Consider the following 24,294-nt stretch of genomic DNA (forward strand, 5'->3'; position numbering starts at 1 on the left):
ACGGGGGGCGGGGGCGGCCCCCGCCCTCATCGGCCCAGGTCGGAGTCAGGGCCCCTGTCCAGCTTCTGGGAGATTACTGCCGAGACCCCATCCCCCCGCATGGTGATCCCGTAGAGGGCATCGGCGATGCCCATGGTCCGCTGCTGGTGGGTGATGATGATCAACTGGGCGTGTTCGCGCAGCTGATTGAAGGCCCTGATCAGCCGTGTCAGGTTGACGTCGTCCAGGGCGGCCTCGACCTCGTCCATGACGTAGAAGGGGCTGGGCCGGGCCGTGAAGATGGCGAAGAGGAGGGCCAGGGCCGTCAGCGACCTTTCCCCTCCGGACAGGAGGGAGAGCTGCCTGACCTTCTTTCCGGCCGGGCTGGCCTCCACGATGACGCCGGTCGTCAGGAGGTCGTCAGGGTTCTCCAGCCTGAGACGGCCGGACCCCCCGGGGAAGAGGGTGGAGAACATCCGCTCGAAGGCGGCCGCCGTATCGTCGAAGGCGCTCTTGAAGACCTGGACCATGGTGGCATCGAGGTCCTTGACCAGGCCCATCAGGTCATCCCGGGTCTTGACCACATCCGCCTTCTGGTCGTTCAGGTAGCTGTTGCGGGCCTGGAGGGCCTCATACTCCTCCGTGGCCAGGGGGTTGACCTTGCCCAGGGCCGCCAGATCCCGCTTGGCCTTTTCCAGGCGCTTGGCCTGCTCGTCCCTTACATAGGGCACCGTCCTGTATCGGCCTTCGGCCCGGGTGTCGTCGCCCTGGGCCTGGGCCTGCCCGGCCTGCGGGTCCTCCAGGGGGACGGGGTTGCCCTCCTCGTCCAGGACGGGAACCGGGCGGTCGGGCCCGTAGTCCCGTATCAGCCCGTCGGTCTCCATGCCCAGCTCGTCATGGATGCGCTGCTGGAGCTGGCCGTCCTGGGTGGCCAGGCGTTCCCTGGTCACGTCCAGCTCGTGCTCACGGTCCCGCAGGGCTCCCACGCTGGGTTCCAGCCCGTCCCGTTCCTTGCGGAGGCCGGCCAGTTCCTCGTCCTGGGCGCTGGCCTCCTCCTTGAGGCGGCTGCGCTCGCGGTCAGCCGAGGTCAGCGCCTGACCCGCAAGGTCGGACATCCTGCCCGCCCGCGCGGCCAAATCTGACAGGACGGCAGCCTGATGCCGCCTCTCCTGGTTGCGGACGGCCACCTTTTTGCGGTGTTCGGCCGCCTGCGCGGCCTGGTCGTGCAGAAGACCGGCCTGCCTGGACAGGGACTGGGCCTTGCGGGTGGCCTCCTGCCAGGCCATCTTCGCCTCCATCTCACGGGCCCGGCCCTGATCCAGGGAGGATTCAAGCTCATGCTCACGCCGGTCCATGTCGTCGAAATCCACCTGGTCCGACCCCTCCTCGCCGGCCTTGTCCAGCCCGCTCTTGAGGTCGTCGTATTTGATCTGGTGCATCCGCTCGTCCTCGGCCGTCCGTTCGGCCTTCTCCTGGAGCTCCTTGATCCTGGACTCCAGCGTGGCGGCCTGCCGACGGGCCTGGGAGATGGCGGCCCCCCTCTGTTCGGCCCTGACCCGGGCCTCGGTCTGCCGGGCACGGGCCTGATCAAGACGTTGGGACGCCTGGGCTTGGACCTGCTCGGCCTGGCCGATCTGAACGGCCAACCGGTCCATCTGCTCCTTCAGACTCCCGGCCTCCTCCAGGGCCCTGTCCCTCTTTGCCGTCAGGGCCAGATCGCTGGTGGCGGCACCGGACCCACCGATGCCCCCGCCCCGGTCGAAGAGGTCCCCCTGTCTGGTGACGGCCTGATCCCAACCTGCCGAGAGCGCCTTCAGGGCCTCCTGACCGTCCTCTACGGCTGCCGTGCCCGCCAGGAGGAGGCGGAGGGTATCGAGGACGGCGGCCGCATGCTTCCCGTCGGCGGCCCCCTCCCGCAGCCGGACCAGGCCGGCTGCCGGGATGGCTGGACCAGATGGGGCGGCCCCTCCCCCTCGTGCGGCGGTTGCAGGGTCGGCGCGGGAAGTCCCCCTGTCGGCCAGGAGGAAGGCGGACCGGCCAAGGTGGTCCCTTCTGACCTGGGCAAGGGCCTCGAAGAGGGAGTCGGGGCCGTCTACGACCAGGGCACCGTCATAATCGCGCAGGGCCAGGGCCAGGGCCTCCTCCCACCCCTCCTCGACCTGTATGTAATCGGACAGGCGCCCCAGAACGGGCAGGTTCCTCCCGTCCTGGCCCTGGTCCAGACCCCGGTTGGACAGGGTGTCATCAAGGGCATCGGCCTTGGCCTTCAAAGAGACCGCCTGGGCCTGCATGACGCGCTGCCTGTCCCTGAGAGCCTCCAGGGCCTGGCCGGCCTCGCTGCCAGCCTGGGTCGCCTGCTGGAGTTCATCGCCCCCGTCGGCCTGGTCCGACTGGTCCTCCAGGGTGAGCCCGTCCACCTGCCGCCTGACCTGTTCCAACTGTTCCCGCGTGGTTCCGATCTGGCCCTTGAGGTCCTCCTGCCGGCTGACGGCCAACTGCCGGGCGGACTCCTCCCTGGCCATCATTTCGCGCAGGCTGCCCATCTCCGTGTCCCTGCGTCTGGCGGCGGTCCTCAGCTCAGTCAGGGTCTGTCTGATCCCTGCCAGTTGACGTTCGGCATCCGCCCGGGCCTCGACGGCACGGTCCAGGTCCAGCCTGGCCCGGGAGACGTCCGTCTCCTTCTCCTTGGCCTGGCCGTCCAGCTCCGCGGCCCTGGCCTCGAGAATGTCAGGGTCCTCCCCAGGGTTCCGGTCCACCTGCCCCATGAGGGACCTGGACCGTTCCCCCGCCAGGGAGGACAGGGACCGGAAGCGCTCCTGCAGACGGGTCAGGTCATGCCAGACCTGGTTGATGGACTCCAGCTGGGGGCTGGACTGCCTGTTGCGGCCTTCGATCTGCTCGATCTGCATCCTTATCCTGGCCAGGTCCCGCTGACCGGCTTCCAGCCGGGACCTGGTGGATGCCATCTCCCGGCGAACCTGTCCCAGACGGGTCCTCGAGTTGAGGGCGTCCTCCGCATAGATCCTGGCCTGGGCGTCCCTAAGGGAGACCTGTATCATGTCCGCCCTGCGGGAGACCTTGGCCTGTCGGCCCAGGGGCCCCAGCTGCCGGTGTATCTCCCCTATCAGATCGTCCAGGCGGGAGAGGTTGGTCTGTGTGTTGGCGAGCTTGCGCAGGGCCCGTTCCTTGCGTTTGCGATGTTTGAGGATACCGGCGGCCTCCTCGATGAAGGCCCGGTGGCCGCTGGGGTCGGCCCTGAGGATGGCATCCAGCCTGCCCTGTCCCACGATCACGTGCATCTGCTGTCCCAGGCCGGTGTCGCTGAGAAGCTCCTGGATGTCCAGGAGGCGGCAGGAGGAACCGTTGATGGCGTACTCCGACCCCCCGTTGCGGTAGATGGTCCGCGAGATGGTCACTTCGGCGTAGTCGATGTCCAGGGTGTGGTCGCTGTTGTCTATGGTCAGGCTGACCTGGGCCCTGCCGAGGGGGGGCTTGGACGAGGTGCCGGCGAAGATGACGTCCTCCATGGAGGACCCGCGCAGGCTCTTGGCCCCCTGCTCCCCCATCACCCAGGCAAGGGCGTCCACGATGTTGGATTTGCCCGACCCGTTGGGCCCCACGACGGCCGTGATGCCGGGTTCGAAACGCAGGGTGGTGGCGGAGGCGAAGGACTTGAACCCCCTGAGTGTGAGCTCCTTGAGATACATCAGGCCTGACCCGCCCCCCTGCCGTCATCCCCGTCATCCCCTTCGGCCTCGTCGGCCCCGGGGACCGACCGGCCCGAGGGGTCTTCCGCACGCTGCGACTTCGGCTTGGCCAGATCCGGGTCCGGGGTCTCCTTGAGGAGGGTCCTGGCGTCGCCGGCCGTGACGAAGCTTCCGCAGATCAGGACCCCGCGCCCGTATCCGACCCCGGTCTCATCCTGGGAATCCACCAGGTCGACGGCCTCCTGTATCGCATCAGGCAGTGAGTCCCGCCTGATCACGCGGTCGGGGCCGAAGACCTTGACGGCGATCTTCTCCAGGTCTTCGGCGGGCATGACCCGTTCCCGCCAGGAGTTCTCGGTGACCACCACCTGGCTGAGTATGGGCTCCAAAACGCCAAGGTAGTCCTCCACCTGCTTGTCGGCCATCATGGCGACGACCCCCACCAGCTGCTGGAAGTCATAGTTCTCCTCTATGGCGGCCCGGAGGGATTGGGCCGCGTTCAGGTTGTGGCCCCCATCGACGATGATCGTGGGGGAGGTCCTCACCTGTTCGATCCGGCCGGGCACCTTCACCTGGCTGAGGGCCTCAGCCACCAGATCGCCGTCCAGGGGGCCGTTGACCGGGATCACCGTCTCGGCGGCGGCCAGGGCGGCCAGGGCGTTGTGGGCCTGATGGACTCCGAATTTGTCGATCGGGACCTCCTCATAATCCCCGTTGGGGGTGCGCAGGCTGGCCACCTGCCCTCCCACGGCGGGCGTCCTGGAGAGGACCTCCAACTCCTGTCCGTCGTGCAGGACGCTGGCGGCCCCCCGCTCGCGGGCAGCCTCTTCCAGGATGGGCATGACCTCCTCCTCGTGGGGTTGGGCTCCGATGATGACCGTGGACCCCTTCTTGATGATCCCCGCCTTTTCCGTGGCGATCTGCCCGACAGTGTCTCCCAACCACTGCATGTGGTCCATGTCGACGGGTCCGATGACGGCCGCATCCGCGTCCAGGACGTTGGTGGCGTCCCACAGGCCGCCCATCCCCACCTCGATCACGGCCACGTCCACCGGGGCGTCGGCGAAGGCCCATATGGCCATGGAGGTCAGGACCTCGAAGAAGCTCATGGGGGCCTGACCCTCCTGCTCGCTCCTGGCGTCCACCAGGGCTATGAAGTCCTTGATCTGGTCGTAGGCATCGACGAAATCGTCGTCCGAAAGGTCCCTGCCGTCTATGGCGATCCTTTCGTTGATCCTCTCCAGGTGGGGGGAGGTGTACAGGCCGGTGCGCAGGCCGTAAGCCCTGACCAGGGCCTCGGCCATCCGTGCCGTGGACCCCTTCCCGTTGGTCCCGGTGACGTGGATCACTCGGAAGCTCTTCTCGGGGTGGCCAAGAAGGTCCAGCATCATGGACATCCGCTTGAGGTCCAGCCCCTTGTTCTTGTGCTCAGTGGGCCTGGACATGATGGCCCTCTCCACCTCGTGGATGCTGTGACCCTCACGATTGGGATGCTCGAATGACATGCTCCGCCTTTGCCTGTGTGAAATCCTATGCACTTAGCCGGGTTCCATTCTATGCTCTGGCCCTACCGGATGGGCTACATCCACCCTGGGCACAGCCCCCTGCGGACCCGGTCTGGGATTCATCTGAGGAAGGCACTAGGATGAAAGAACCACCGTATGATCCGCTTGGTGCTTCATCCCCGACCCGGAGGGACGGTCATTCGACCGCCTGCGGCGTGGGGAAGACAGGCGCATCTCCACAATGTCAAGGAGGCAGGATTCATTTGAGCGTTACGACCGGGAACCAGAAGGACGGCAGCGGCAGCCGTTATGTTGACATCGACGAGCAGGACATGCAGGATCGGGTCAACAACCGCACTCTGAGACCCAATTCGGCCTCCTTCCAGAAGTTCATGACCACCGGGTGGGGTTCCCAGGAACCCAGGGTGGAACCTGTGGAACCTTTGGAGTCCAGCAGGTACATCGGGCGGCGCCTGGCCGAGCTGGGCGAACGCTTCCCCGGTGAACGCCTGATAATCCCCGCTGGAGGGTACAAGACCCGCAACAACGACGACGACTACCCCTACCGGCCCGACACGACCTTCGCCTATTACACGGGCCTGGGGGAGGACTATGAGCCTGGAGCCATACTGGTCCTGGACCCGGTCGCCCCCGACAGTCCGGAAGCCAAGGGGGGCAAGACCCATCTCCCCCTCCTCTTCGTCCACCCCCGGGCCGACCAAAGCACCCAGGACTACTACCGTTCCGCCCAGTACGGTGAATATTGGGTGGGTCCCCGGGCCGGCCTGGACGAGCTGGCAACGATGACGGGCATCCCCACCCGGGACATCGCCACCTTCAAGGAGGCCATCTCGCTCGATGCGGGCCCGGACGACGGGGCCGTGCGCCTGAGGGTCATCCGCTACACGGACCCGGAGGTGACCGCCCTGGTCGACTCGGTCCGCAAGGCAAAGGGAATCGGCGGGCCTGATCAGAACGAGGCGGCGGACGACAAGTTCATCGAATTCACCTCCGAGGCCCGTATGCTCAAGGATTCCTACGAGGTGGCGGAGATGCGCAAGGCCATCGCGGCGACCAAGGACGGATTCGACCGGATCCTGTCCCGCCTGCCCGACGTGGTCGGCAAGCCTCGCTCCGAGAGGATGTTGGAGGGGGCCTTCAATTCGAACGCCCGTGAAGAGGGCAACGACGTGGGCTACGGGTCGATCATCGCCTCCGGCAGCCACGCCCCCATCCTCCACTGGATGAGGAACAACGGCACCGTCAACCAGGGCGATCTCCTCCTTATCGATGCCGGGGTGGAGGTCAACAGCCTCTACACGGCCGACATAACCCGCACCTTCCCGGTGGGCGGAAAGTTCACCCCCCTCCAGCGCAGGATATACGAGACCGTCCTCAAGGCCCAGCAGGCCGGCTTCGAGGCCGCCCGGCCCGGGGCCACGTATTCGGACATCCACCACGCGGTCATGAGGGTCCTGGCCGAGGCCCTGCACGAGTGGGGTATCCTCAAGGTGAGCGTGGAGGAGTCCCTCTCACCCCAGGGTCAGCAACACCGCCGCTGGCACGCCTGCGGCTGTGCGCACCACCTGGGACTGGATGTGCACGACTGTGCCGAGGCCCGGTACGAGTCCTATCAGGGGGCCGCCATCACCCCGGGGATGATCTTCACGATCGAGCCGGGCCTCTACTTCAAGGAGAACGACCTCCTGGTCCCCGAGGAGTTCAGGGGCATCGGGGTGCGCATCGAGGATGACATCCTGATGACCGACCAGGGTCCTGAGTGGCTTTCCAAGGCCATCCCCAAGACACCGGACGAGGTGGAGGCCTGGATGGCGCGTCAGGCACGGAGCTGACATGACCACGCCCGACTTCATCCTGAAACTCCGCCGTTCCATCGGACATGACCTCCTCTGGCTGAGCGGGGTCAGCGCCTATGTGGAGGATGGCCGGGGCCGCCTCCTCCTCGGGCGCAGGTCCGACAGCGGCCAATGGGCCATGGTTTGCGGGATCAACGAGCCGGGCGAGCAGCCTGCGGACACAGCCGCCCGGGAGGTGAAGGAGGAGACCGGCGTGGACGTCCTGGTGACCGATCTGGTGGCCGTCACCTCCTCCACCGAGCCTGTCGTCTACGACAACGGCGACCAGACCATGTTCATGGATCACCTCTTCATCTGCCGGCCCGACCCCTATGGGAACCAGGACCCCTTCGTCAACGATGACGAGAGCCTGTCCGTCGGCTGGTTCCAACCCAAGGAACTCCCCCAGCCCCTGGCCTGGTCGACCGTCGAACAGATAGCCAGGATCCACCGCTACAGGGAACGGTCCGAGGACGGGGACAACCACGCCCTGTTCATGTTCGAAGGCATCGAGGGCCCTGCCGTCTCCTGAGGGCGGTCCTGCCCCACCGCCTGCCAGGAGGGCGGGACCGCACCCCGTCCCGGCGGAAGCACCCGGCCTGGTTCGGACAGGGTCGGGCCATGCGCAGACCCTTCAGACCCCCTGCCCGAAGAAGGTCAGCGGGTTGTCGATGAACTTTCTCAGGCCCACCTCGGCGGCCCCCCTGAGGGCGGGGTACTCGGCCACGGAGGGCATGAGAACCCTCACCTTCACGGCCTGTCTGCCCAGGACCAACTGGGTCAGACGGTCCTCCAGACGCTGGGCCAGGTTCCCTCCGAAGTTGGACCAGAAACCTCCCAGGATGACCGTGTCCACATCAACGGTGTTGATGGCCGATGCCATGACCGAGATCATGGCGTCCAGGCCCCGGTCGATGGCGTCAACCGCTCCCGGGTCACCCGCCTCCCAGCGGCGGTAGAGCTCGTCGGCGGCCCTGGGGCTGACGGCCCTGGCGCCGGTGACTATGTCGGCGGCCTCGACCAGGGCCCGGCGGCCCGCATAGGTCTCCAGGCACCCCCGCCTTCCGCAACGGCAGGTGGGACCGTTCAGATCGACCGAGACGTGGCCTAATTCCCCCGCGAAGCCGTGGTCGCCCACATCGACGGTCCCCCTCTTGACGACGGCTCCGCCGATGCCTATGTCGGTCGAGATGTAGATGAAGGAGTCGGTCGGTGAAAGCCGGCTGTCCCCTCCCCCGACCGGCCTCTGGGTGGCATAACCGGGTATCTGGGCCAGGGCGGCCATCCTGGCCTCGTTGCCGGCGACGGGACCCAGCCGGCGGAAGAGGTCGAAGCGTTCCAGTTTCAATTGCCCCCAACCCAGGTTCCTGGCCATGAGCAGCTCCCTGCCGTCGGCCACCAGGCCGGGCAGGGCCAGACCGGAACCGACCGTCCGGTACCCCTTCCGCCTGAGGTCTTCCTCGATCGGGCCGCTGATGGCATCCAGACGGGCGAAGATGTCGTCAGGGTCCGTCTCCCGCATGTCGTCGTCCTCCCACCTGGAGTCGATGACGGTCCCGTCCAGGTCCAGCGCCATGCAACCGTATCCATCCGTGTTTATCTGCAGGCCTATGCCTGCCCACCGGCCGTGGGCCACCGTGAAGGGGGTGCTGGGGCGTCCGTATGTGGACTGGCTGGAATCAGGCTGCATCTCCCTGACCACCTGGTTGTCCAGCAGCATGGCGCCCAGGAGGGACATGGTCGCCTTGGTCAACCCCGTGGCCTTTGCCAGGTCGGCTCGGGAGAGGGGACTGGACGAGCGCAGGATGGTGTCGATGATCACCGAGAGGTTATGGTTTCTCAGATCTTCCTGATTTATGCTGCGCAACGAGGCCATGTAAATCTCCCTTATTCACGGGCGGCCGCCTTTTGCGGTCTCTTCATCTATCGCTTGGTGTTCCCTCATACTCTCACGGATGGGAGCCAAATGGTACAAGACCGGTGGAACTGGCCCCGCCCGTATTTAGTTCAACCATCTAATGATGAGTGTAGGATGAAGATGTGCGCCCAGGGCGCCCTGGGCCGCCGCCCATCCGGCCGCCGCCCAGGCCGACTGCCGGCTGCGGCAGGCAGAGGGCCGGTGCTGTTCCGATACTGTGGAAGACGATGGAGGTTGACATGGCAAGGGTTCTCGTGGCTGGGGTGGACACATCCACCCAATCCTGCAAGGTGAGGGTGACCGATGCCCTGACGGGCCGCCTGGTCAGGTTCGGCAAGGCCCCCCATCCCGACGGGACAAGCGTGGATCCGCAGGCCTGGTGGGAGGCCTTCCTCCAGGCCAGCAAGGAGGCCGGTGGGCTGGACGACGTCTCCGCCCTGGCCGTCGGCGGGCAGCAACACGGCATGGTCCTCCTGGACAGGGAGGGCAGGGTGATCCGCCCGGCCCTCCTGTGGAACGACACCAGGTCCGCCCCCAATGCCGACAGGCTGATCGGGGTGCTGGGCCAGGACCCTGTGGACCCGGCGGAACCGGGAGCCTCCGACCTGGATGCCGATCCGGTGATGAGGGGGAGGCAGCGGTGGGTCAGGGCCGTCGGCTCCTCCCCCGTCGCCTCGCTGACAATCACCAAGGTGGATTGGGTCCGTGAACACGAGCCGGAAAAGGCCGGATCCATAGCCGCCATCTGCCTGCCCCACGACTGGCTGGGCTGGTGCATCGCCGGACACGGCCCGGCCTCACGCCCCGGCGACCGGCCAGGTCTGGAGGACCTCTGCACGGACCGTTCCGACGCTTCGGGGACGGGATACTACGACTCAGCGGCCAATTCCTACCGGCGGGACCTCCTGGCCCTGGCCCTGCCGGATGGGATGGCCGGGGAGGTCATACTCCCACGCGTCCTGGCACCGAAGCAGACCCTTCTCAAGGCCGACCCCCGCTTCGCCGGCCGGGATGTGCCAGGTGGCTGCCTGATCGCCCCGGGCGGGGGCGACAACGCCATGACCGCCCTGGGCCTGTCCATGCAGGTGGGCGATGTCTCCATCTCCCTGGGGACCTCGGGTGTGGCCGCGGCCGTCAGCCCCGTCCCCGCCTATGACATGACCGCCTCGGTCACCGGCTTCGCAGACGCGACCGGCCACTGGTTGCCCCTTGCCTGCACGATCAACGCCTCACGGATTCTGGATGCAGGCCGTCATGCCCTCGGTGTGGACTACGACGGACTGGCACAACTGGCCGATCAATCCACCCCCGGCGCCCAGGGGGTCACCCTGGTCCCCTACTTCGATGGCGAGAGGACACCCAACAGGCCCGGAGCCAGGGCCAGCATCAACGGCCTCTCCCTGGAGAACACGACCCGACCCAACCTGGCCAGGGCCTTCGTCGAAGGCCTCCTGTGCTCACAACGGGATTGCCTGGAGCTCCTGCGCCGCCTGGGAACGGACGTCAAACGTCTCCTCCTGGTAGGAGGAGGGGCGAAGTCCCAGGCCGTACGGGCCTATGCCCCACAGATTCTGGGGATGGATGTGGAGCTGCCTAGAATCGACGAGTACGTGGCCATAGGGGCCGCCCGTCAGGCGGCCTGGACCCTTACCGGCGGGCAGGAGCCCCCCGCCTGGCCGGTCGAGATAGAGACCACCCTGACCGGCCGGGAGACCCCCCGGGTTTACGAGCAGTACGCCCGTTGGCGGGGGTGAGGACCGACCGGCCTACTTGGCCTGGAAGCGCAGGTGGACCCCGAAGGTGAAGGCCTGGTCGTCCAGGCGGTACTCGGGGGCAAGCGCCGGTCCGCAACTGTTGGAGCCGATGCCAGCCTGAGCCCAATCCAGGCAGAGGACGGTCGAGGGGTCCTCGGCCAGGTCGCAGTCATGCCCCCTGGCCGTCAGCTCCTCCTGGCTGTAGGGCGAGCAGTTGAAGGAGAAGGGGCTGTCTGCGACCGCCTGGAGGGCGGTGAAGGAGTCCTCCACCATCACGTAGTCACAGCCCCAGTGAGATCCGTTCTCCTGGGGCCTGAGGTAGTGCTCCACGGACCCCCGGGCCGTGCCGGAGAAGACACCGTACCTGCTGGCCCGGTGAAGGTCACGGTAGCTCTCATACGGTCCATAGCCGCAGTAGGTCACCCTCTCCATCCCCTTGGGCAGGAAGAGGCGCAGGCCGAATCTGGGCAGAGGGGGGAAGGCCGGGTCCCGCCTGACCTCCATCCTTGCGTCCAAACCGCCTGCGGGGGTTATCGTCCAGGTCAGCTTGATCCTGCCCGCCGGTTGTATGATCGGTGAGACCATCTCCAGGTCGCACTCGATGGTGACCCGGGACCTGGCGGGGTCCACCCGACAGGAGGAGGAGAGGGCCCTGGTGGTGGTCCGGTCGTAATGGGCCCGCCTCCACTCGCCCTTGACCCCCTGGTCGTTATCCGTCGGCGCCCGCCAGGTATTCACCTCCATGGGCCTGTCCAGGATCGGCCTTCCGGAGACGTCGATTGAATCGAACATGCCGGTGCGCCTGTCGAACAGATAACGCCACCCCTCCCCCTCGACGTCGAAGCAGCGGGCGCTCTCGTGGACGCGGGGCGGCAGTCCGGCCCCCCTGCCACGGTCGCCGGAGGCGATGACCGTCCTCACCAGCCCGTTGGGGCGGGCCTCCAGGCCCAGCTCCGCGGCCCCCAACTCATCGAAGCCCAGGGGGTGCCCCTTGGGGAGGACCTGGCTGCCCTCCTTGAGGGCATATCGGACCAGGAGGGTCACCTTCCCCTTCTCAGGCCAGTCGATGGAGGGCAGGGCCACATCTCCCTCCTCATGGGGGGCTATGTGGAGGGCGGCCCTCAGGCCCGCCCCGTCCAGACGGCCCCTGTCAACCGTTTCACCGTCTTTCAGCAGGGCCCAGGAAACCGTCAGGTAATCGTCCAGATAACGGAAGTCCATATAGTTGTGCAGGCGCAGGGTCATCCTGTCACGGTCGAAGGAGACCACCCTGGCAGGCCTGTAGACGTTCTTGAACTCCATCAGCCCGGTATGGGGGCGGCGGTCGGGGTAGACCAGCCCGTCCATGCAGAAATTCCCGGCATGCGGGAACTCCCCGTGGTCACCGCCATAGGTGTAGACCTGGTGGCCCTCCAGGTCCCTCCCCTGGTAGATGGCATGGTCGGCCCATTCCCAGATGCAGCCCCCAAGAATGCCCGGGTGCTTCTGGATCACCTTGAAGTAGTCCTCCAGGTCGCCCGGCCCCAAACCCATGGCATGACAGAACTCGCAGAGGAAGTATGGGCGTCGACCCCCGTCGCCGTCATCGCCGTTCCGGCTGGTGCCGTGAGGCCCTTCGGGGGTGAAGTAGTCTTCGATCTGCCGGATCGAAGGATACATGCGCGAGAAGAGGTCCAGGTTTGAATAGTCCAGATCGGTGCGCGGCGAGCCGTTGATGGCCGACTCGTAATGCGTCAGACGGGAGGGGTCCCTCCCCTTGGTCCAGGCCAGGGCCGCCTCGAAACCACAGCCGTACCCGCTCTCGTTGCCCATGGACCAGATGATGATGCATGGATGGTTCTTGTCACGTTCGACGCTGCGCTGCACCCGGTCCACGATGGCCCCGGTGAAGGCGGGGTCGTCGGAGATGAGACCGTTCCAGTGGTCCTCCTGACGCTCCCCCTCCTCCCGGTAGAGGGATTCGACGCCGTGGGATTCCATGTCCGCCTCGGCGATCACGTAGAAGCCCAGCCTGTCGAAGAGGGAGTAATACTGAGGGGCGTTGGGGTAGTGGGAGGTGCGGATGGCGTTGACGTTGTGCTCCTTCATCAGTGTCAGGTCACGCATCATCTGCCCCTGGTCGATGGCGAAACCCGTCACCGGGTCCCCGTCATGCCTGTTGACCCCATGGATCTTGATCGGGCGGCCGTTGACCTTGACCACCTGCCCGTCCACGTCGACCCGTCGTATGCCTATGTAATCGGTTATGGTCTCCGATCGGCCGGCCCCCAGGTCCAAGAGCAGTTCCAGCCGGTAGAGTTCGGGTTCTTCGGCATTCCACAGGATGGGGTCGCGGACCTCCATGGAAAGGGTCGTGGTCCCCGCCCCGGATGGTGGATCCTCGACCTGAACCTGGCTGCAGTCCAGGCCGACCTGGCGGCCGGAGGGATCATAGAGCCTCGCTTCGACCCTGACGGGACCCCCGTCGCCGCCGGCGGCCTCCAGGTCGGCATCGACCGACAGCCTAGCCTTGTCCATGCCGTCGGACAGGTCGGTGTGCACGAAGTAATCCCTGATTGACACGGTCGGCCGGCGCAGGATGTACACGTCCCGGAATATCCCGCTCATCCTGAACTTGTCCTGGTCTTCCAGATAGCTTCCGTCACACCATTTGAGCACCAGGACGGCAAGCTGGTTGCCCCCCTCCCTGAGCAGGTGGGTCAGTTCGAATTCGCTGGTCGAATGGGAGACCTGGCTGTACCCGACGAAGTGTCCGTTCAGCCAGACATAGAAGCAGGAGTCCACCCCCTCGAAATTCAGGAAGGCCCTGGGGGCGCAGCGCTCGGTCCTGTAGTCAAAGTCGCGCAGGTAAACGCCGCAGGGGTCGTCCTTGGGCACACGCGGGGGGTCGAAGGGGAATGGGTACTCGTAGTTGGTGTACTGGTTGTTGTCGTAGCCCTGCGTCTGCCAGACGGATGGGACATCCATGGGGCTCCAGACGTCCCGGCCGTCCGCCTGCGGGCCGAAACCGCCGTCGCAAAAAGCCCCGTCCCCCTCCTGCCGGGCCTCTTCCACCTCCTCGTCCAGATCATAGATGCTCTCGAAGTACCTGAACGACCAGGACCCGTCCAGGTCGAGGAAGCGGTCCGACCCCCGTCTCAGGTCCCCCCTGACGTCCATGGGGATGGAGGCGGGAATGAAATAGGCACGGCTGGGCACCGTCCCCACATGCAGGGTTTGAGTGTCTTCGTAAAAGGGCTTAATGAACATGGCTCCATCTTCCTTGGCGGGGTAGGGCTGCCGGCCCTCAAGACCGGCCACACGCATTCATGATAGACAGGGGCGGGGCCAGACTTGCCCGGACCGACCTGCCCGCCGAGGGCATGGGCCTGCACTCAGACCTGGAGGGGGACTTTGACCGGCTCTGGCACGACGCTTGCGGTGCTTTCGCGGATGACCAGACGGGGGGTCAGTATCCTCCGGTTCCCGCTGACGACCGCCCCTTGGAAGATCTTGAGCAGGAGATTCGCCACCTTGGTGCCGTACAGGCCGGCATCACGGTGGACGGAGGTGATGGTGGGACAGGTCGACTGGCAGATGAAACTGTCTTCGAAACTGACGATGGCCGGCAGGGGGGAGCCCTCCCCGCCCGCCTGGATCAGCGAGCGCAGGCTGGCGGCCGCGAGTATCTCGTTCTCGTAGATGAAGGCCGTGAAGGGGTTCGGCCCCCCGCTGAGCCTGCGCGTCATGTCGGCGGCACGGTCGGGGTCGAAATCCGTGAATTCCACGTCGGTGGAATCCAACCCGTGCTGGCGGGCGAACAGGCGGAAGGAGGAGACCCTGGCCTTGCTGTAGTCCAGGTTGCCGTCACCCGACAGGTAGGCGATGTGTGTATGCCCGCGCTTGCTGAGATGTTTCAGTATGGTCGTCATCGTCCGCGAATCATCGATGGACAGGGAGGGCAGGTTGTTTTCGGGATCAGGCCCTCCCGCGAGGACGGCCGGCATGCCCAGTCCACGCAGGAGGGCCGGCCGTGGGTCGTCGGCCAGGAGGTCAACCAGGACCACCCCGTCCACCCGCTTGCGTCTGGACCAGTCCATGTATGTGGCCAACTCCTCATCGAGACTGGCGCATGGTCGGAAGAGGAGGCCGTAGCCCTTGTCGCTCAATGAAGCATGAATCCCGGCCATGAAGTGGAGCATGAAATTCTCGGTCTGGAAGGCGTCCATGGAGCGGGCGGGTGCGAAGCCGACGGTCATGGTGCGGGAGGAACCCAGGGCCTGGGCCGCATAGACCGGACTCCACCCCAGCCGGGCCGCCGTCTCCTTCACCCTTTTCTTCGTCTTCTTCGAAACCCCCGGCTTGTCGTTGATGGCGAAGGAGACGGCGGTCTGGGATATGCCCAGCTCGTTGGCGATGTCTTTCAGACTCACCCGAACCCGGTCCGGAGGGGGTGGCTGCTGTCCCCCCTCCTCCGCCGGTTCCAGCTCGTTCATCTGCTGCTCCACTCCCAAAGCGAATACCTCCGACCACTATACCTGCGGGTTTGGTCTCTCATCGTTGATCCCTGGAAAGGATTTCGACCATGGCCCCGATCACCGATGACGGCATGTGCGAACTGAACCATGCCGGCTCCCCGTAATCGCCAGGAGGCATTTCCATGGTGAGCAGGGAGGGCAGGGCCGCCCCTCCCTGCCTCTGCACCTCCTGCCAGGCTTTCTCCTTGGTGAAATAGAGCATCTGAGCGTCCTGGAGGAGGGAGAAGACATCCTCGGATGTCGGGTTTTCCGCCACCTCCAAGGGGGCCAGGAATCCGACTTCGATCCGGGCCCCACAAGGCCTGCGCCCCAGGTCCACCGTGAGGGTCAGGGTCTCCCTGTCATAGGAGACAGCCGGAGCCACCTCCTCCCCGTCCACGGTCACCCGCACCTGGTCGGAACCCAGGGGGTCGACCCCCCGCAGGCGCAGCCTCCACCTGCGCATCCCAGGGATCACGTCCCCAAGCGACGGCCCACCTTCACCTCCCGAAAGCCCGTCTCCTCCTGCTGCGGACTCCCCCCGGCCCCCATCGGCGGCTCTCCCCCCTTCCAGCCGGGCCGGTCCGATGACGAATGACCTCCGACCGGACCGCCAGTTGAGCACAAGGTCCGTGCGGACCCAGGTCACGCTGTCCTGAGGCCCTCCATCGTCCTCCCACAGGACGAAGTGGCCGTCCGCACCGGGGAATATGCACACCGTCAAGGAGTCGGGGTTGGCGACCGAATTCAGCCGCCGGCCTGGACCGGACCCAGCCCCGTCCAGGTCCTGGAGGGGGACGATCCCCCCGGCCCTGCAGAAGACGGGCACCCTGTCCAGTCCCCGCCAGACCTGCATGGTCCTGCCGCCCTCGAGGGGGGAAGCATAATGACGTCCGTCGCTCCAATCGAACCAGAGGCCCTGCGGAAACCAGACATCGGCCCTCCCCCGCTGGACCTGCCTGTCGTTGGGCTCCAGGACCGGCGAGACGATCATCTCCGTGCCGAACTGGAACTGGGTGGGCACGTTGCCCCCCCGGTAGTTCCAGTACATGGGTTCCACCAGGGGCCGGTTCTCATATGCGGCCCTGCGGTTCATGCTGTACAGATAGGGAATGAGGGCATGCCTCAGCCTCAGGGCACGGATCATGGCCTGCCTGGCGGGTTCGTGGAAGTTCCAGGGCTCCTTCCCGTTGAAGGGGGACGAGGTCGAATGGAGCCGGCAGATGGGGCTGAAGGTCCCAAGCTGGTACCAGCGGGCTTGCAGCTCCTCATCCCTGTAGCCGAACATGTGGCCGCCGATGTCGTGGCTCCACCATCCGTAACCGATGTTGCTGGCCATGGCGGTGAAGTATGGCTGGAATTTCAGACTCTCCCAGCTCACGATTGTGTCCCCGGAGAAACCGATGGGATAACGGTGGGACCCCGGGCCGGCATACCGGGAGAAGGTGAGGGGGCGGGACCCCGGCCCCCCTGCCGAATCCAGATAATGCAGATGGTTGAGAAGCCAGAGGGGGTCCAGGTCCTTCTGCCTGGCCACTGAGCCCTGCTGCCAGTCCACCCACCAGAAGTCGACGCCTTCCTCCTGCATGGGGTGGAGGATGCAGTCGAAATAGGCGGCCATCTTGCGGGGGGAGGTGACATCGAAGTCGACCGTCCTGCCCGAGGCGGGGTCGATCCCCGCCGCACGCGCGGCATCCGCGTAACGGTCCTCGAACGCCCTGACCCCATCCCTCGGATGCAGGCTGAGCGTCGTCTTCAGACCGTGCCGGTGCAGCCAGTCCAGGAAGGCGGGCGGGTCGGGAAAGAGATCGCGGTTCCATGTGTAACCGGTCCAGCCCGAGCCGTAACGGGGATCGATGTCGACCAGGTGCCAGTCCATGTCGATGACCGCCACGGTGAAGGGGATGCCCTCCCGGTCGAAACGCTCCAGAAGGTCTTCGTATTCCTCGCTGGAGTAAGCATGGTACCGGCTCCACCAGTTGCCGAAGACGAACCGGGGCAGGAGGGGGGTGGGACCTGCCAGGTGACAGTAGTCGTCGATCGCCTGTCCTATGTCCTGGTCATAGCCGAAGAAATACAGGTCTTCGGACGGGCTGGTCTTGGCGAACACCCAGGTGCCGAAGGGGTTGTCTTCGCCCGCCACCCTGTCCGCCCGGCGGATGAGGTCCGTCCTGGAGTCGTCGATCAGAGCCCACCCGTCCTTGGCGATCAGACCCGGGTCCAGCTTCACCGACCCGTTGACCTGGTCCAGGGTCCTCGTCGTGCCGCCCAGGTTGCCGCACTGACGATCCCCATAGTGCCAGGTGGCGTCCGCAGAAGCCGACCGCTTCAGGTGGACGCTCAGCCCCTCCCGGCTGAAGGCCTTCCCGTCGTAGTCGATGACGAGCTGGTCGGTTTCGATGCTGACCGACCCCTCCCTGCCCTTGCGCACAGTGAAAGGCGGCGGGTCGAACCACCGGTCGATTGCAAACGGGGTGGCATCGTCCACGAAGACGCCGTCATCCGACCATTCGAACCTGACCAGCCTGTCCGTCAGGATGCCTATGCGCCAACCCTGGCCGACGACCGTGCATTCAGGATTCATCCGGGGACGCGCCCCCATGGCCTCCATGGAGAAAAGCCCTGCCTGGACCATGGCACCTCCTATGCCAAGAACGACTGCGTATGCATGCTGCATACGTGCGGGACGGGTCACAGACCCGTCCCGCACGTATGCCCGCCCTTCACCGGGCGGACCGGCGCGCATGGTGGCGCGCCGGCCGATGCGACATCACTCCTTGATGCCGCCTACCTCAAGACCCTGGAATATGTACCTCTGGCATACGAAGAACACCAGGAGCACCGGGACCAGGGCTATGACCGTCCCTGCGGCGACCAGACGGGGGTCGTTGACGAACGTCCCCTGCAGGCGGGACATCCCCAGGGTCAGCGTGTAGTGGGTGTCGTCACTGAGCACCACCAGGGGCCAGAGGAAGTCGTTCCAGGAGCCGATGAAGGAGAAGATGGCCACCAGGGCCATGGTCCCCTTGACCTGGGGGGCGCAGATCATGTAGAAGCGCTGCCAGTTGGAAGCCCCGTCGACCTCCGCGGCCTCTATGAGGTCTCGGGGGATGGCGCGGAAGGCGTTGATGAAGAGGAGTATGTTCATCGCGCCGGCTATGCCGGGCAGGGCCACACCCAGGAGGCTGTTCTGCAACCCCAGTGCCCTGATGATCAGGAACTGGGTGACCAGAATCGTCTCACCGGGGATCAGCATGGAGAGGAAGAGGAAACCAACCACCAGTTTCCTCCCCTTGAACTTGAGCAGGGCCAGGGCATAACCTGCCATGGTCCCGGTCGCGATCTGCCCCACGATGTTGATGGCCGCCACGAACAGGGTATTGGCCGCATAGCTCCAGAGGGGAAGACGCTTGAACACTGCAGGGAAGTTCTGCAGGGTGAAGTCATGCGGCCAGACATATGGCGGGATGGCGTACAGGTCGTCCTTGGGCCCCTTGAAGGCGAGCGAAAGCTGCCAGATGAGGGGGCATGCAAGGAAGAAGAACATGAGCAGGAGGACCAGGAATTTGGCCACCTTGCCCGGTGTCAATCGCTTATTCATCGTCCGACCTCGCTTCCAGGAACCACTGGACCAGGACCAACACTCCCAGGACGACGAACATGACCATGCCGATGGCGCCCGCGTATCCTGTCCGGGCACTGATGCCGGTGCCCTCGTCCTTGATGAGCATGGTCATGGTGATGTCGGCTCCGCCCAATCCACCGCTGCCGTTGGTCAGCATGTATATCTCGCCGAAGACTCGGAAGGCTGACATGGACGAGAGGAGGGAGATCAGCACCATGGTCCACCTGCAACCCGGCAGGGTGACATGTATGAACTGCCTGATGCCGCCAGCACCGTCTATTTGTGCGGCCTCATAGAGACCGGGGTCGATGTTGGCGATCGAGGCCAGGTAGATCATCATATAGTAGCCCAGGCCCGTCCAGATGGTCACCAGCATGGCGCTGAACAAGAGGAGCCAGCGGTCCACCAGGAAGGGGACCGGCTTGGAGATCCAGTGCAGGGCCTTGAAGAGGTTGTTGATCAGCCCCTTCGTATCCAGCAGGTTGGTCCAGATGAGGCCGACGACCACGCTGGACATGACCACCGGCACATAGAAGGACGTGCGCAGGAATCCCATTATCCTGGTCTTCTCGGCCACCAGTGCGGCCAGCATCAGCGGGAGGAGGACCATGAAGGGGACCACGCAGACCACGTACAAGGAGGAGTTGGTTATGGCGTTGATGAAGTGCGGGTCATGGATCATGCGCTTGTAGTTGTCCAGACCTATGAACTTCCCCGGCACCAACATGGTCGAATCCGTGAAGGAAAGACGGATGGTGTTGAAGAAGGGGATGAGGGAAAAGACGCTGATCCAGATGATGGGAATGGCCACATAGAGCCATGGCGTCAGCTGGTCATGCAGGGATGAGCGAATCTTCTTCTCCGGCGGGCCTCCTGAGGGGCCCGGGACCAGGGCGCGTCTTGCGGCGCGCCCCACCGAACCGGTTTCGGTTGCGATTGACATGTCACTGCAACCCGTCGTTCGCCGCTTTGACCGCGGTGTCAAGAGCCTCCTGAGGGGAGATCTTGCCTTGGACGGCCAGGGCCACCTGCTCGCCGAAGGGCTTGCCTGCAGGCCCCGTAAGCTGCGGAGGACCCCAGATTCTGCCGTTGCGGACCTGCTTGGCGCACATCCTCATGGCCACGGCATCCAGATCATCGCCCGTGGGGTTGAAGAAGGGATCGTCAATCGTGCCCTTGGACGAGGGGAAGACGTTGGCCTTCTTGTCGAACGAGAGCTGGTTCTTGGGATTGGTCACGAACTTGGCCAGTTTCAGAGCCATGTCCTTATGGGCGCTGCTGGCGTTCACCGTCATCATCTCCAGCATCATGTTGGGGTGGGTGTTGGCCACCATGGTGGTGATGCCCACATGCTTGAAGAGGGAGGGCGAATTCTTGCGGATGTCGTCCACGCTGTACAGGCTCCCGTTCATGAAGGCCTGGGTGCCGCTGTTGAAGTTCTTGCTGTCTGTGTTGGAGTTCACGTTGAGCGTGTCGTCGGTGAAGGCCTTGGACTTGTACATGTCGGCATAGTGCTGGATGAACTCGACGCCCTTCTTGTCATTGAAGGTGAACTTGGTCTTGTCCTTGTTCATCAGCGGGACGCCGTACATGCCGAAGTCCTGGATGCTGGGCAGGCCCGTCGTCATGGCGTACATGCCCCCGCACTTCTCGCCGAAGGTCTTGGCCTGGTTGAACATGTCGTCCTGCGTCTTGGGCAGGTTCTTCTCGTCCAGACCGCACTCCGCCAGGAGGTCCTTGTTGTAGAAGGTGGGGCCGGTGTTGAGGTACCAGGGCAGGCCATAGGTTCCTTCCTCCACCCGGGAACCCTTCATGGTCGCCGCGTCCCAGGCGGCCGGGATGTAATCGTCCTTGGCGCTCGGGTCCTCCTTGGCTATGTTGAGGAGGGCGCCGGCGCTGGCCAGTGCGTATGTGGGCTCAGGACCCATGTCGATCACGTCCGGAAGCTGCTTGGCGGCCGCGTCGGTGGAGAGTTTCTGCTGGTAGTTGTCGGCCGGCTGGTCGACCCACTTGATATGGACCCCCTTGTTCTCCGTCTCGAACTGTTTGATCAGCCCTTCGAAATAGTCGGTGAACTTCTCGTTCTTCAGGTTCCAGGTCTGGAACTTGAGTTCGATGGAACCGTTCTGCGAGGAGGATCCTCCCCCTCCCCCGCAGCCGGCGAAGCTGCAGACGGCGGCTACGGTGCACACCAATGACACGGCAACCTTGGCTGTCTTTGTGTTCATCATTTCTCCTTTGTTATCCTCAATCTTCTCTGATTCAACTTCTTGGATTCAGCTTCGAATCCTCGGCCAGAGAAAGCCGAAGTGTTGTTATCTGGAAGGGGGCCAGTCTGATCTCGGCCCCCTGTGCCGGACCCTCTCCCGTCAGGGCGTCGGGTTCTCCATCGTAATGGCGGTCCCTTTCAAGCAGGTCCGTCTCACGTATCCCGGCCGTCGCCAGGGGGCCTGACACCCCTATCCTGGTCCTGGCCTCCGCGCCGGCCGCCTCGTAAATGCGGACGATGACGTCGCGTGAACCATCGTCGGCCAACTTGATCCAATCGATGACCGGGACCCCCTCGACATCGGTCAGGGTGACCGGGGGGGCGACATCAGGGAAGCTGTCGATGACGGGTGCATTGATCTCAGCGGCGGCCGAGAGCGTGGAGGGCAGGTCCCCGCCCACCACCAGGGCCCAGTCGAACCCATGGACGCCAAGATCGCAATCCGGATCCGGAGCCACGGGCGAGGCCAGCAGGGTCAGCCTCAGCTTGGTCCCCAGGGCGGCCCCGCGGTTCCCGTCGAACAGGCCGTTGACGTCCGACCCGTAGGTCGACGCATTGACCAGGCCCACGCCGTAACCGCCGTCGGCTATCCTGACGAAGCGGTGGGTGCAGCTTTCGAATCTTGCCTCGTCGCCCTCCGTGTTCTTGATGACCGGGCGCTCCACGAGGCCGTATTGGGTCTCGTACTGTGCCCTGTCGGCCTGGATGGCAAGCGGGAAGGCGACCTTGAGCAGTTTTTCAGGCACCTTCCACTCGACATCGGCGTGGAAATCGACCTGTCTGCGGCCTGGCCGCAGGCTGATCCGGGTCCTGATGCGGCTTGACCTGTAGGATGCCAGGGCGTTCACCTGAGCCGTCCCCCCCTCGGTGACCCCCACGTCGGTCAAGGTCCCGGAGACCAAGGGCGTGGCGCAGAGGAAGGCATCCCTCTCGACGTCCCAGGCATCGAAGACGCCGGGCTCATCCTTGAGGACCTCATAACGTCCCAGACCTTGGCCGGGTGCGACCAGTTCCCGATCCGCGACCAGGTCATACAGGGAGGAGATGCTGCCGTCTGAGCAGACGGTGGCCCTCACCAGCCCGTTGTCCAGGATGACGGAGCCGTCCGGCCTGCCTTCAGCCGTGGCCGGGGTCGGGCCTTCCTCCCCCTGGACGGTGTCCACGGGGACCGGTCGCCAGGCCTGATCGGATTCACCGCCCTCACCGCAGCATTGACTGATGCGCACACCCTCAAGAATCCGCCTATCCGGCAGGGCCCGTCCGACCGTCTGCGCCGCCTGAGCCACCAGGTCACGCAGGCTGGCGATGTCACGCCGGTACTCCTGGCGCGCCACGTCGTAGATCCAAGCGATGCCCGACCCTGGAAGGATGTCATGGAACTGGTTGAGCAGGAGGGTCTTCCATATGCGGTCGAGCTCCTGACGGGGATACGCGTAGTCAGGATCCACGAGCGCGGCCAGGGCACAGGAGTACTCGGCCGTCCGCAGCCATGACTCCTCCTGCCGGCACCCCTTCTTCATGTCCTGCTGGGAGGTCAGGGTCTTGCGGTGGAGCTCCAGGTAGAGTTCGCCCTTCCAGACCGGCATCTCGTCGCCGGCCTGGGCCGCCATGTCCTCATAGGCCCTGTCGAAGAAACCGTCAGGCGTGTCGTAGACCACTCTGGGCAGCCCCTCGAAGCTGTGCAGCCGGCTGGCCCGCATGGTCATCTCGCGTGTGGGACCGCCTCCCCCGTCCCCGTAACCGAACAGGAGGATGGCGTGGTCGGACAGGTCCTTGTCCTTGAAGTTCTTTTCCGCATAGTTCAAGTCCCCGGCCGAGAGATCGGAATCATACTTGTCGGCGGGCGGGAAGTGGGTGAAGATTCGCGAGCCGTCGATGCCCTCCCACATGAAGGAGTGATGGGGCATCCGTGTGGTGTCGTTCCAGCAGAGCTTCTGGGTGAGGAACCAGCGGCAGCCGCTCCTCCTGGCTATCTGCGGCCAAGACCCGGTGTACCCGAAGCTGTCCGGCAGCCATACCCCGTGGGTCTCCACACCGAACTTCTCCTTGAAGTACCTGCTTCCGTAAGACAGCTGACGGATCAGGGACTCACCCGAGGGGACCATGCCGTCGGATTCCACCCACATGCCACCAACCGGGACGAACCTGCCCTGGCGGACGTATTCCTTGACCCGCTCGAACAGGTCGGGATTGCGCTCCTCCAGCCAGGCATACTGCTGGGCCGAACTCATGACATAGATGAAGTCGGGGTCGGAATCCAGCAGGGTCAGGACGTTGGAGACCGTCCTTCCCACCTTTCGTTTGGTCTCCCGGACGGGCCAGAGCCAGGCTGAGTCGATGTGGGCATGGCCCATGGCCGACAGGGTCAGGGCCGAATGGTTGGCGGGGCTGTCCATGGCGGACCCGATCAGTCTCCTGGCTTCGGGCAGGGTCCTGGAGATGGTCTCCTGGTCCGCCCCGTCATAGGCGTTGATCGACCGTTGCATGCCCTTCGCCAGCTTCCAGTATCTCGGGTCCCCCTCGTCCATGCAGGCGAGGGCCCCGCTCACCACATCCAGGTCCACCCAGTATTCGTGCAGGTCCTGCCGGTACTCGCACAGGTCCACCGAATGGAACTCGTAGCGCTGGTCGGCCCTTCCCGTCGGACCCTTTCCCAGCTGGGTCACGGTGAAGGAGGGGACGTTGGGGTTGTAGGCCGCCTCCACATAGAGGGTGAAGGCACCGTCATCCCCGACGGCCCTGTCCCTCCTCCCGTCCGCCCCGACGAAGGGGATCCACTGGTTGCGGGGGTGGATGGCCTTGATCGCGGTTCCGTCCGGCCGGTAGACCATCCCCTCGATGTGGCCCCCAACCGGCCAATCCAGCCAGCCCAGGTCGAATACGATTTCCATGCAGAGCCCTGCGGCCTCCTTGGGCAGGCGGCCGGTCACCTTCATCCAGGTGGTCCCCCAGGAGGTGCCCCAGGGCTGGCCCTCCTCCAGCTTGGAGAAGACCACCCGGCCGGCCTCGGCATCCGCGATGAAGGAGGCAGGCATGACCGGTTCGCCGGGATTGCGCGAGGCAGTCACCTGGCAGGAGGCCAGGGGACGGTGGACCCTGGGCCAGACCCTCTCCCTCATCACCCGCCTGCAGCGGTCTATCTCACGCTGGACTTTGATCAGCATCTCCACCCTCCTCGGTGTGTC

General features: G+C 65.0%; 13 protein-coding genes. 3 read left to right on the forward strand and 10 right to left on the reverse strand.

The window, feature by feature from the left end:
• Positions 1 to 26: 26 nt before the first annotated feature.
• Both smc and V6584_RS05065 read right to left on the reverse strand, forming a co-directional pair.
• Positions 27 to 3,686 carry a chromosome segregation protein SMC gene (gene smc / locus V6584_RS05060; protein WP_340469382.1) on the reverse strand — a complete coding sequence of 1,220 codons (3,660 nt, stop codon included), beginning with the start codon at positions 3,684 to 3,686 and terminating at the stop codon, positions 27 to 29.
• Positions 3,686 to 5,191, reverse strand: a complete 1,506-nt coding sequence (locus tag V6584_RS05065) for a bifunctional folylpolyglutamate synthase/dihydrofolate synthase (RefSeq protein WP_340469384.1) — start codon at positions 5,189 to 5,191, stop codon at positions 3,686 to 3,688. The genes smc and V6584_RS05065 overlap by 1 nt, the downstream gene beginning before the upstream one ends.
• 317 nt (positions 5,192 to 5,508) lie before the next feature.
• Between V6584_RS05065 and V6584_RS05070 the strand changes: the two genes are divergently transcribed.
• Positions 5,509 to 7,044 (forward strand): aminopeptidase P family protein, encoded by a 1,536-nt coding sequence (locus V6584_RS05070; protein ID WP_340469764.1) that lies wholly within the window; start codon positions 5,509 to 5,511, stop codon positions 7,042 to 7,044.
• 1 nt (position 7,045) lies between these two features.
• The gene (locus V6584_RS05075; protein WP_340469386.1) at positions 7,046 to 7,579 is read left to right on the forward strand and encodes an NUDIX hydrolase; all 534 of its coding nucleotides are present in this window, start codon (positions 7,046 to 7,048) and stop codon (positions 7,577 to 7,579) included.
• Positions 7,580 to 7,681: 102 nt separating this feature from the next.
• Here V6584_RS05075 and V6584_RS05080 read toward each other — a convergent pair whose 3' ends face one another.
• Complete coding sequence (locus tag V6584_RS05080) at positions 7,682 to 8,923, reverse strand: ROK family protein (RefSeq protein ID WP_340469387.1); 1,242 nt, start codon at positions 8,921 to 8,923, stop codon at positions 7,682 to 7,684.
• Between the two features lie 281 nt (positions 8,924 to 9,204).
• On the opposite strand from V6584_RS05080, the gene V6584_RS05085 reads away from it, so the two are divergent.
• Positions 9,205 to 10,719 carry a xylulokinase gene (locus V6584_RS05085; protein WP_340469388.1) on the forward strand — a complete coding sequence of 505 codons (1,515 nt, stop codon included), beginning with the start codon at positions 9,205 to 9,207 and terminating at the stop codon, positions 10,717 to 10,719.
• Between the two features lie 12 nt (positions 10,720 to 10,731).
• On the opposite strand, the gene V6584_RS05090 is transcribed toward V6584_RS05085, so the two are convergent.
• The 7 genes from V6584_RS05090 to V6584_RS05120 form a co-directional block, all read right to left on the reverse strand.
• The gene (locus V6584_RS05090) at positions 10,732 to 14,019 is read right to left on the reverse strand and encodes a glycoside hydrolase family 2 TIM barrel-domain containing protein (RefSeq protein WP_422678586.1); all 3,288 of its coding nucleotides are present in this window, start codon (positions 14,017 to 14,019) and stop codon (positions 10,732 to 10,734) included.
• 74 nt (positions 14,020 to 14,093) lie between these two features.
• Complete coding sequence (locus tag V6584_RS05095; RefSeq protein WP_340469765.1) at positions 14,094 to 15,194, reverse strand: LacI family DNA-binding transcriptional regulator; 1,101 nt, start codon at positions 15,192 to 15,194, stop codon at positions 14,094 to 14,096.
• 58 nt (positions 15,195 to 15,252) lie between these two features.
• Positions 15,253 to 17,850 carry a glycoside hydrolase family 31 protein gene (locus V6584_RS05100; protein ID WP_340469391.1) on the reverse strand — a complete coding sequence of 866 codons (2,598 nt, stop codon included), beginning with the start codon at positions 17,848 to 17,850 and terminating at the stop codon, positions 15,253 to 15,255.
• A gap of 135 nt (positions 17,851 to 17,985) precedes the next feature.
• On the reverse strand, positions 17,986 to 18,816 hold the full coding sequence (locus tag V6584_RS05105; protein ID WP_340469392.1) for a carbohydrate ABC transporter permease: 831 nt from the start codon (positions 18,814 to 18,816) through the stop codon (positions 17,986 to 17,988).
• The gene (locus tag V6584_RS05110) at positions 18,809 to 19,783 is read right to left on the reverse strand and encodes a carbohydrate ABC transporter permease (RefSeq protein WP_340469394.1); all 975 of its coding nucleotides are present in this window, start codon (positions 19,781 to 19,783) and stop codon (positions 18,809 to 18,811) included. The genes V6584_RS05105 and V6584_RS05110 overlap by 8 nt, the downstream gene beginning before the upstream one ends.
• A gap of 1 nt (position 19,784) precedes the next feature.
• Complete coding sequence (locus tag V6584_RS05115; RefSeq protein ID WP_340486235.1) at positions 19,785 to 21,068, reverse strand: ABC transporter substrate-binding protein; 1,284 nt, start codon at positions 21,066 to 21,068, stop codon at positions 19,785 to 19,787.
• 34 nt (positions 21,069 to 21,102) lie between these two features.
• On the reverse strand, positions 21,103 to 24,273 hold the full coding sequence (locus V6584_RS05120; RefSeq protein ID WP_340469397.1) for an alpha-mannosidase: 3,171 nt from the start codon (positions 24,271 to 24,273) through the stop codon (positions 21,103 to 21,105).
• Positions 24,274 to 24,294: the final 21 nt, after the last annotated feature.

Source organism: Bifidobacterium favimelis, from assembly GCF_037963085.1.
GTDB classification, from domain to species: Bacteria; Actinomycetota; Actinomycetes; order Actinomycetales; family Bifidobacteriaceae; genus Bombiscardovia; species Bombiscardovia favimelis.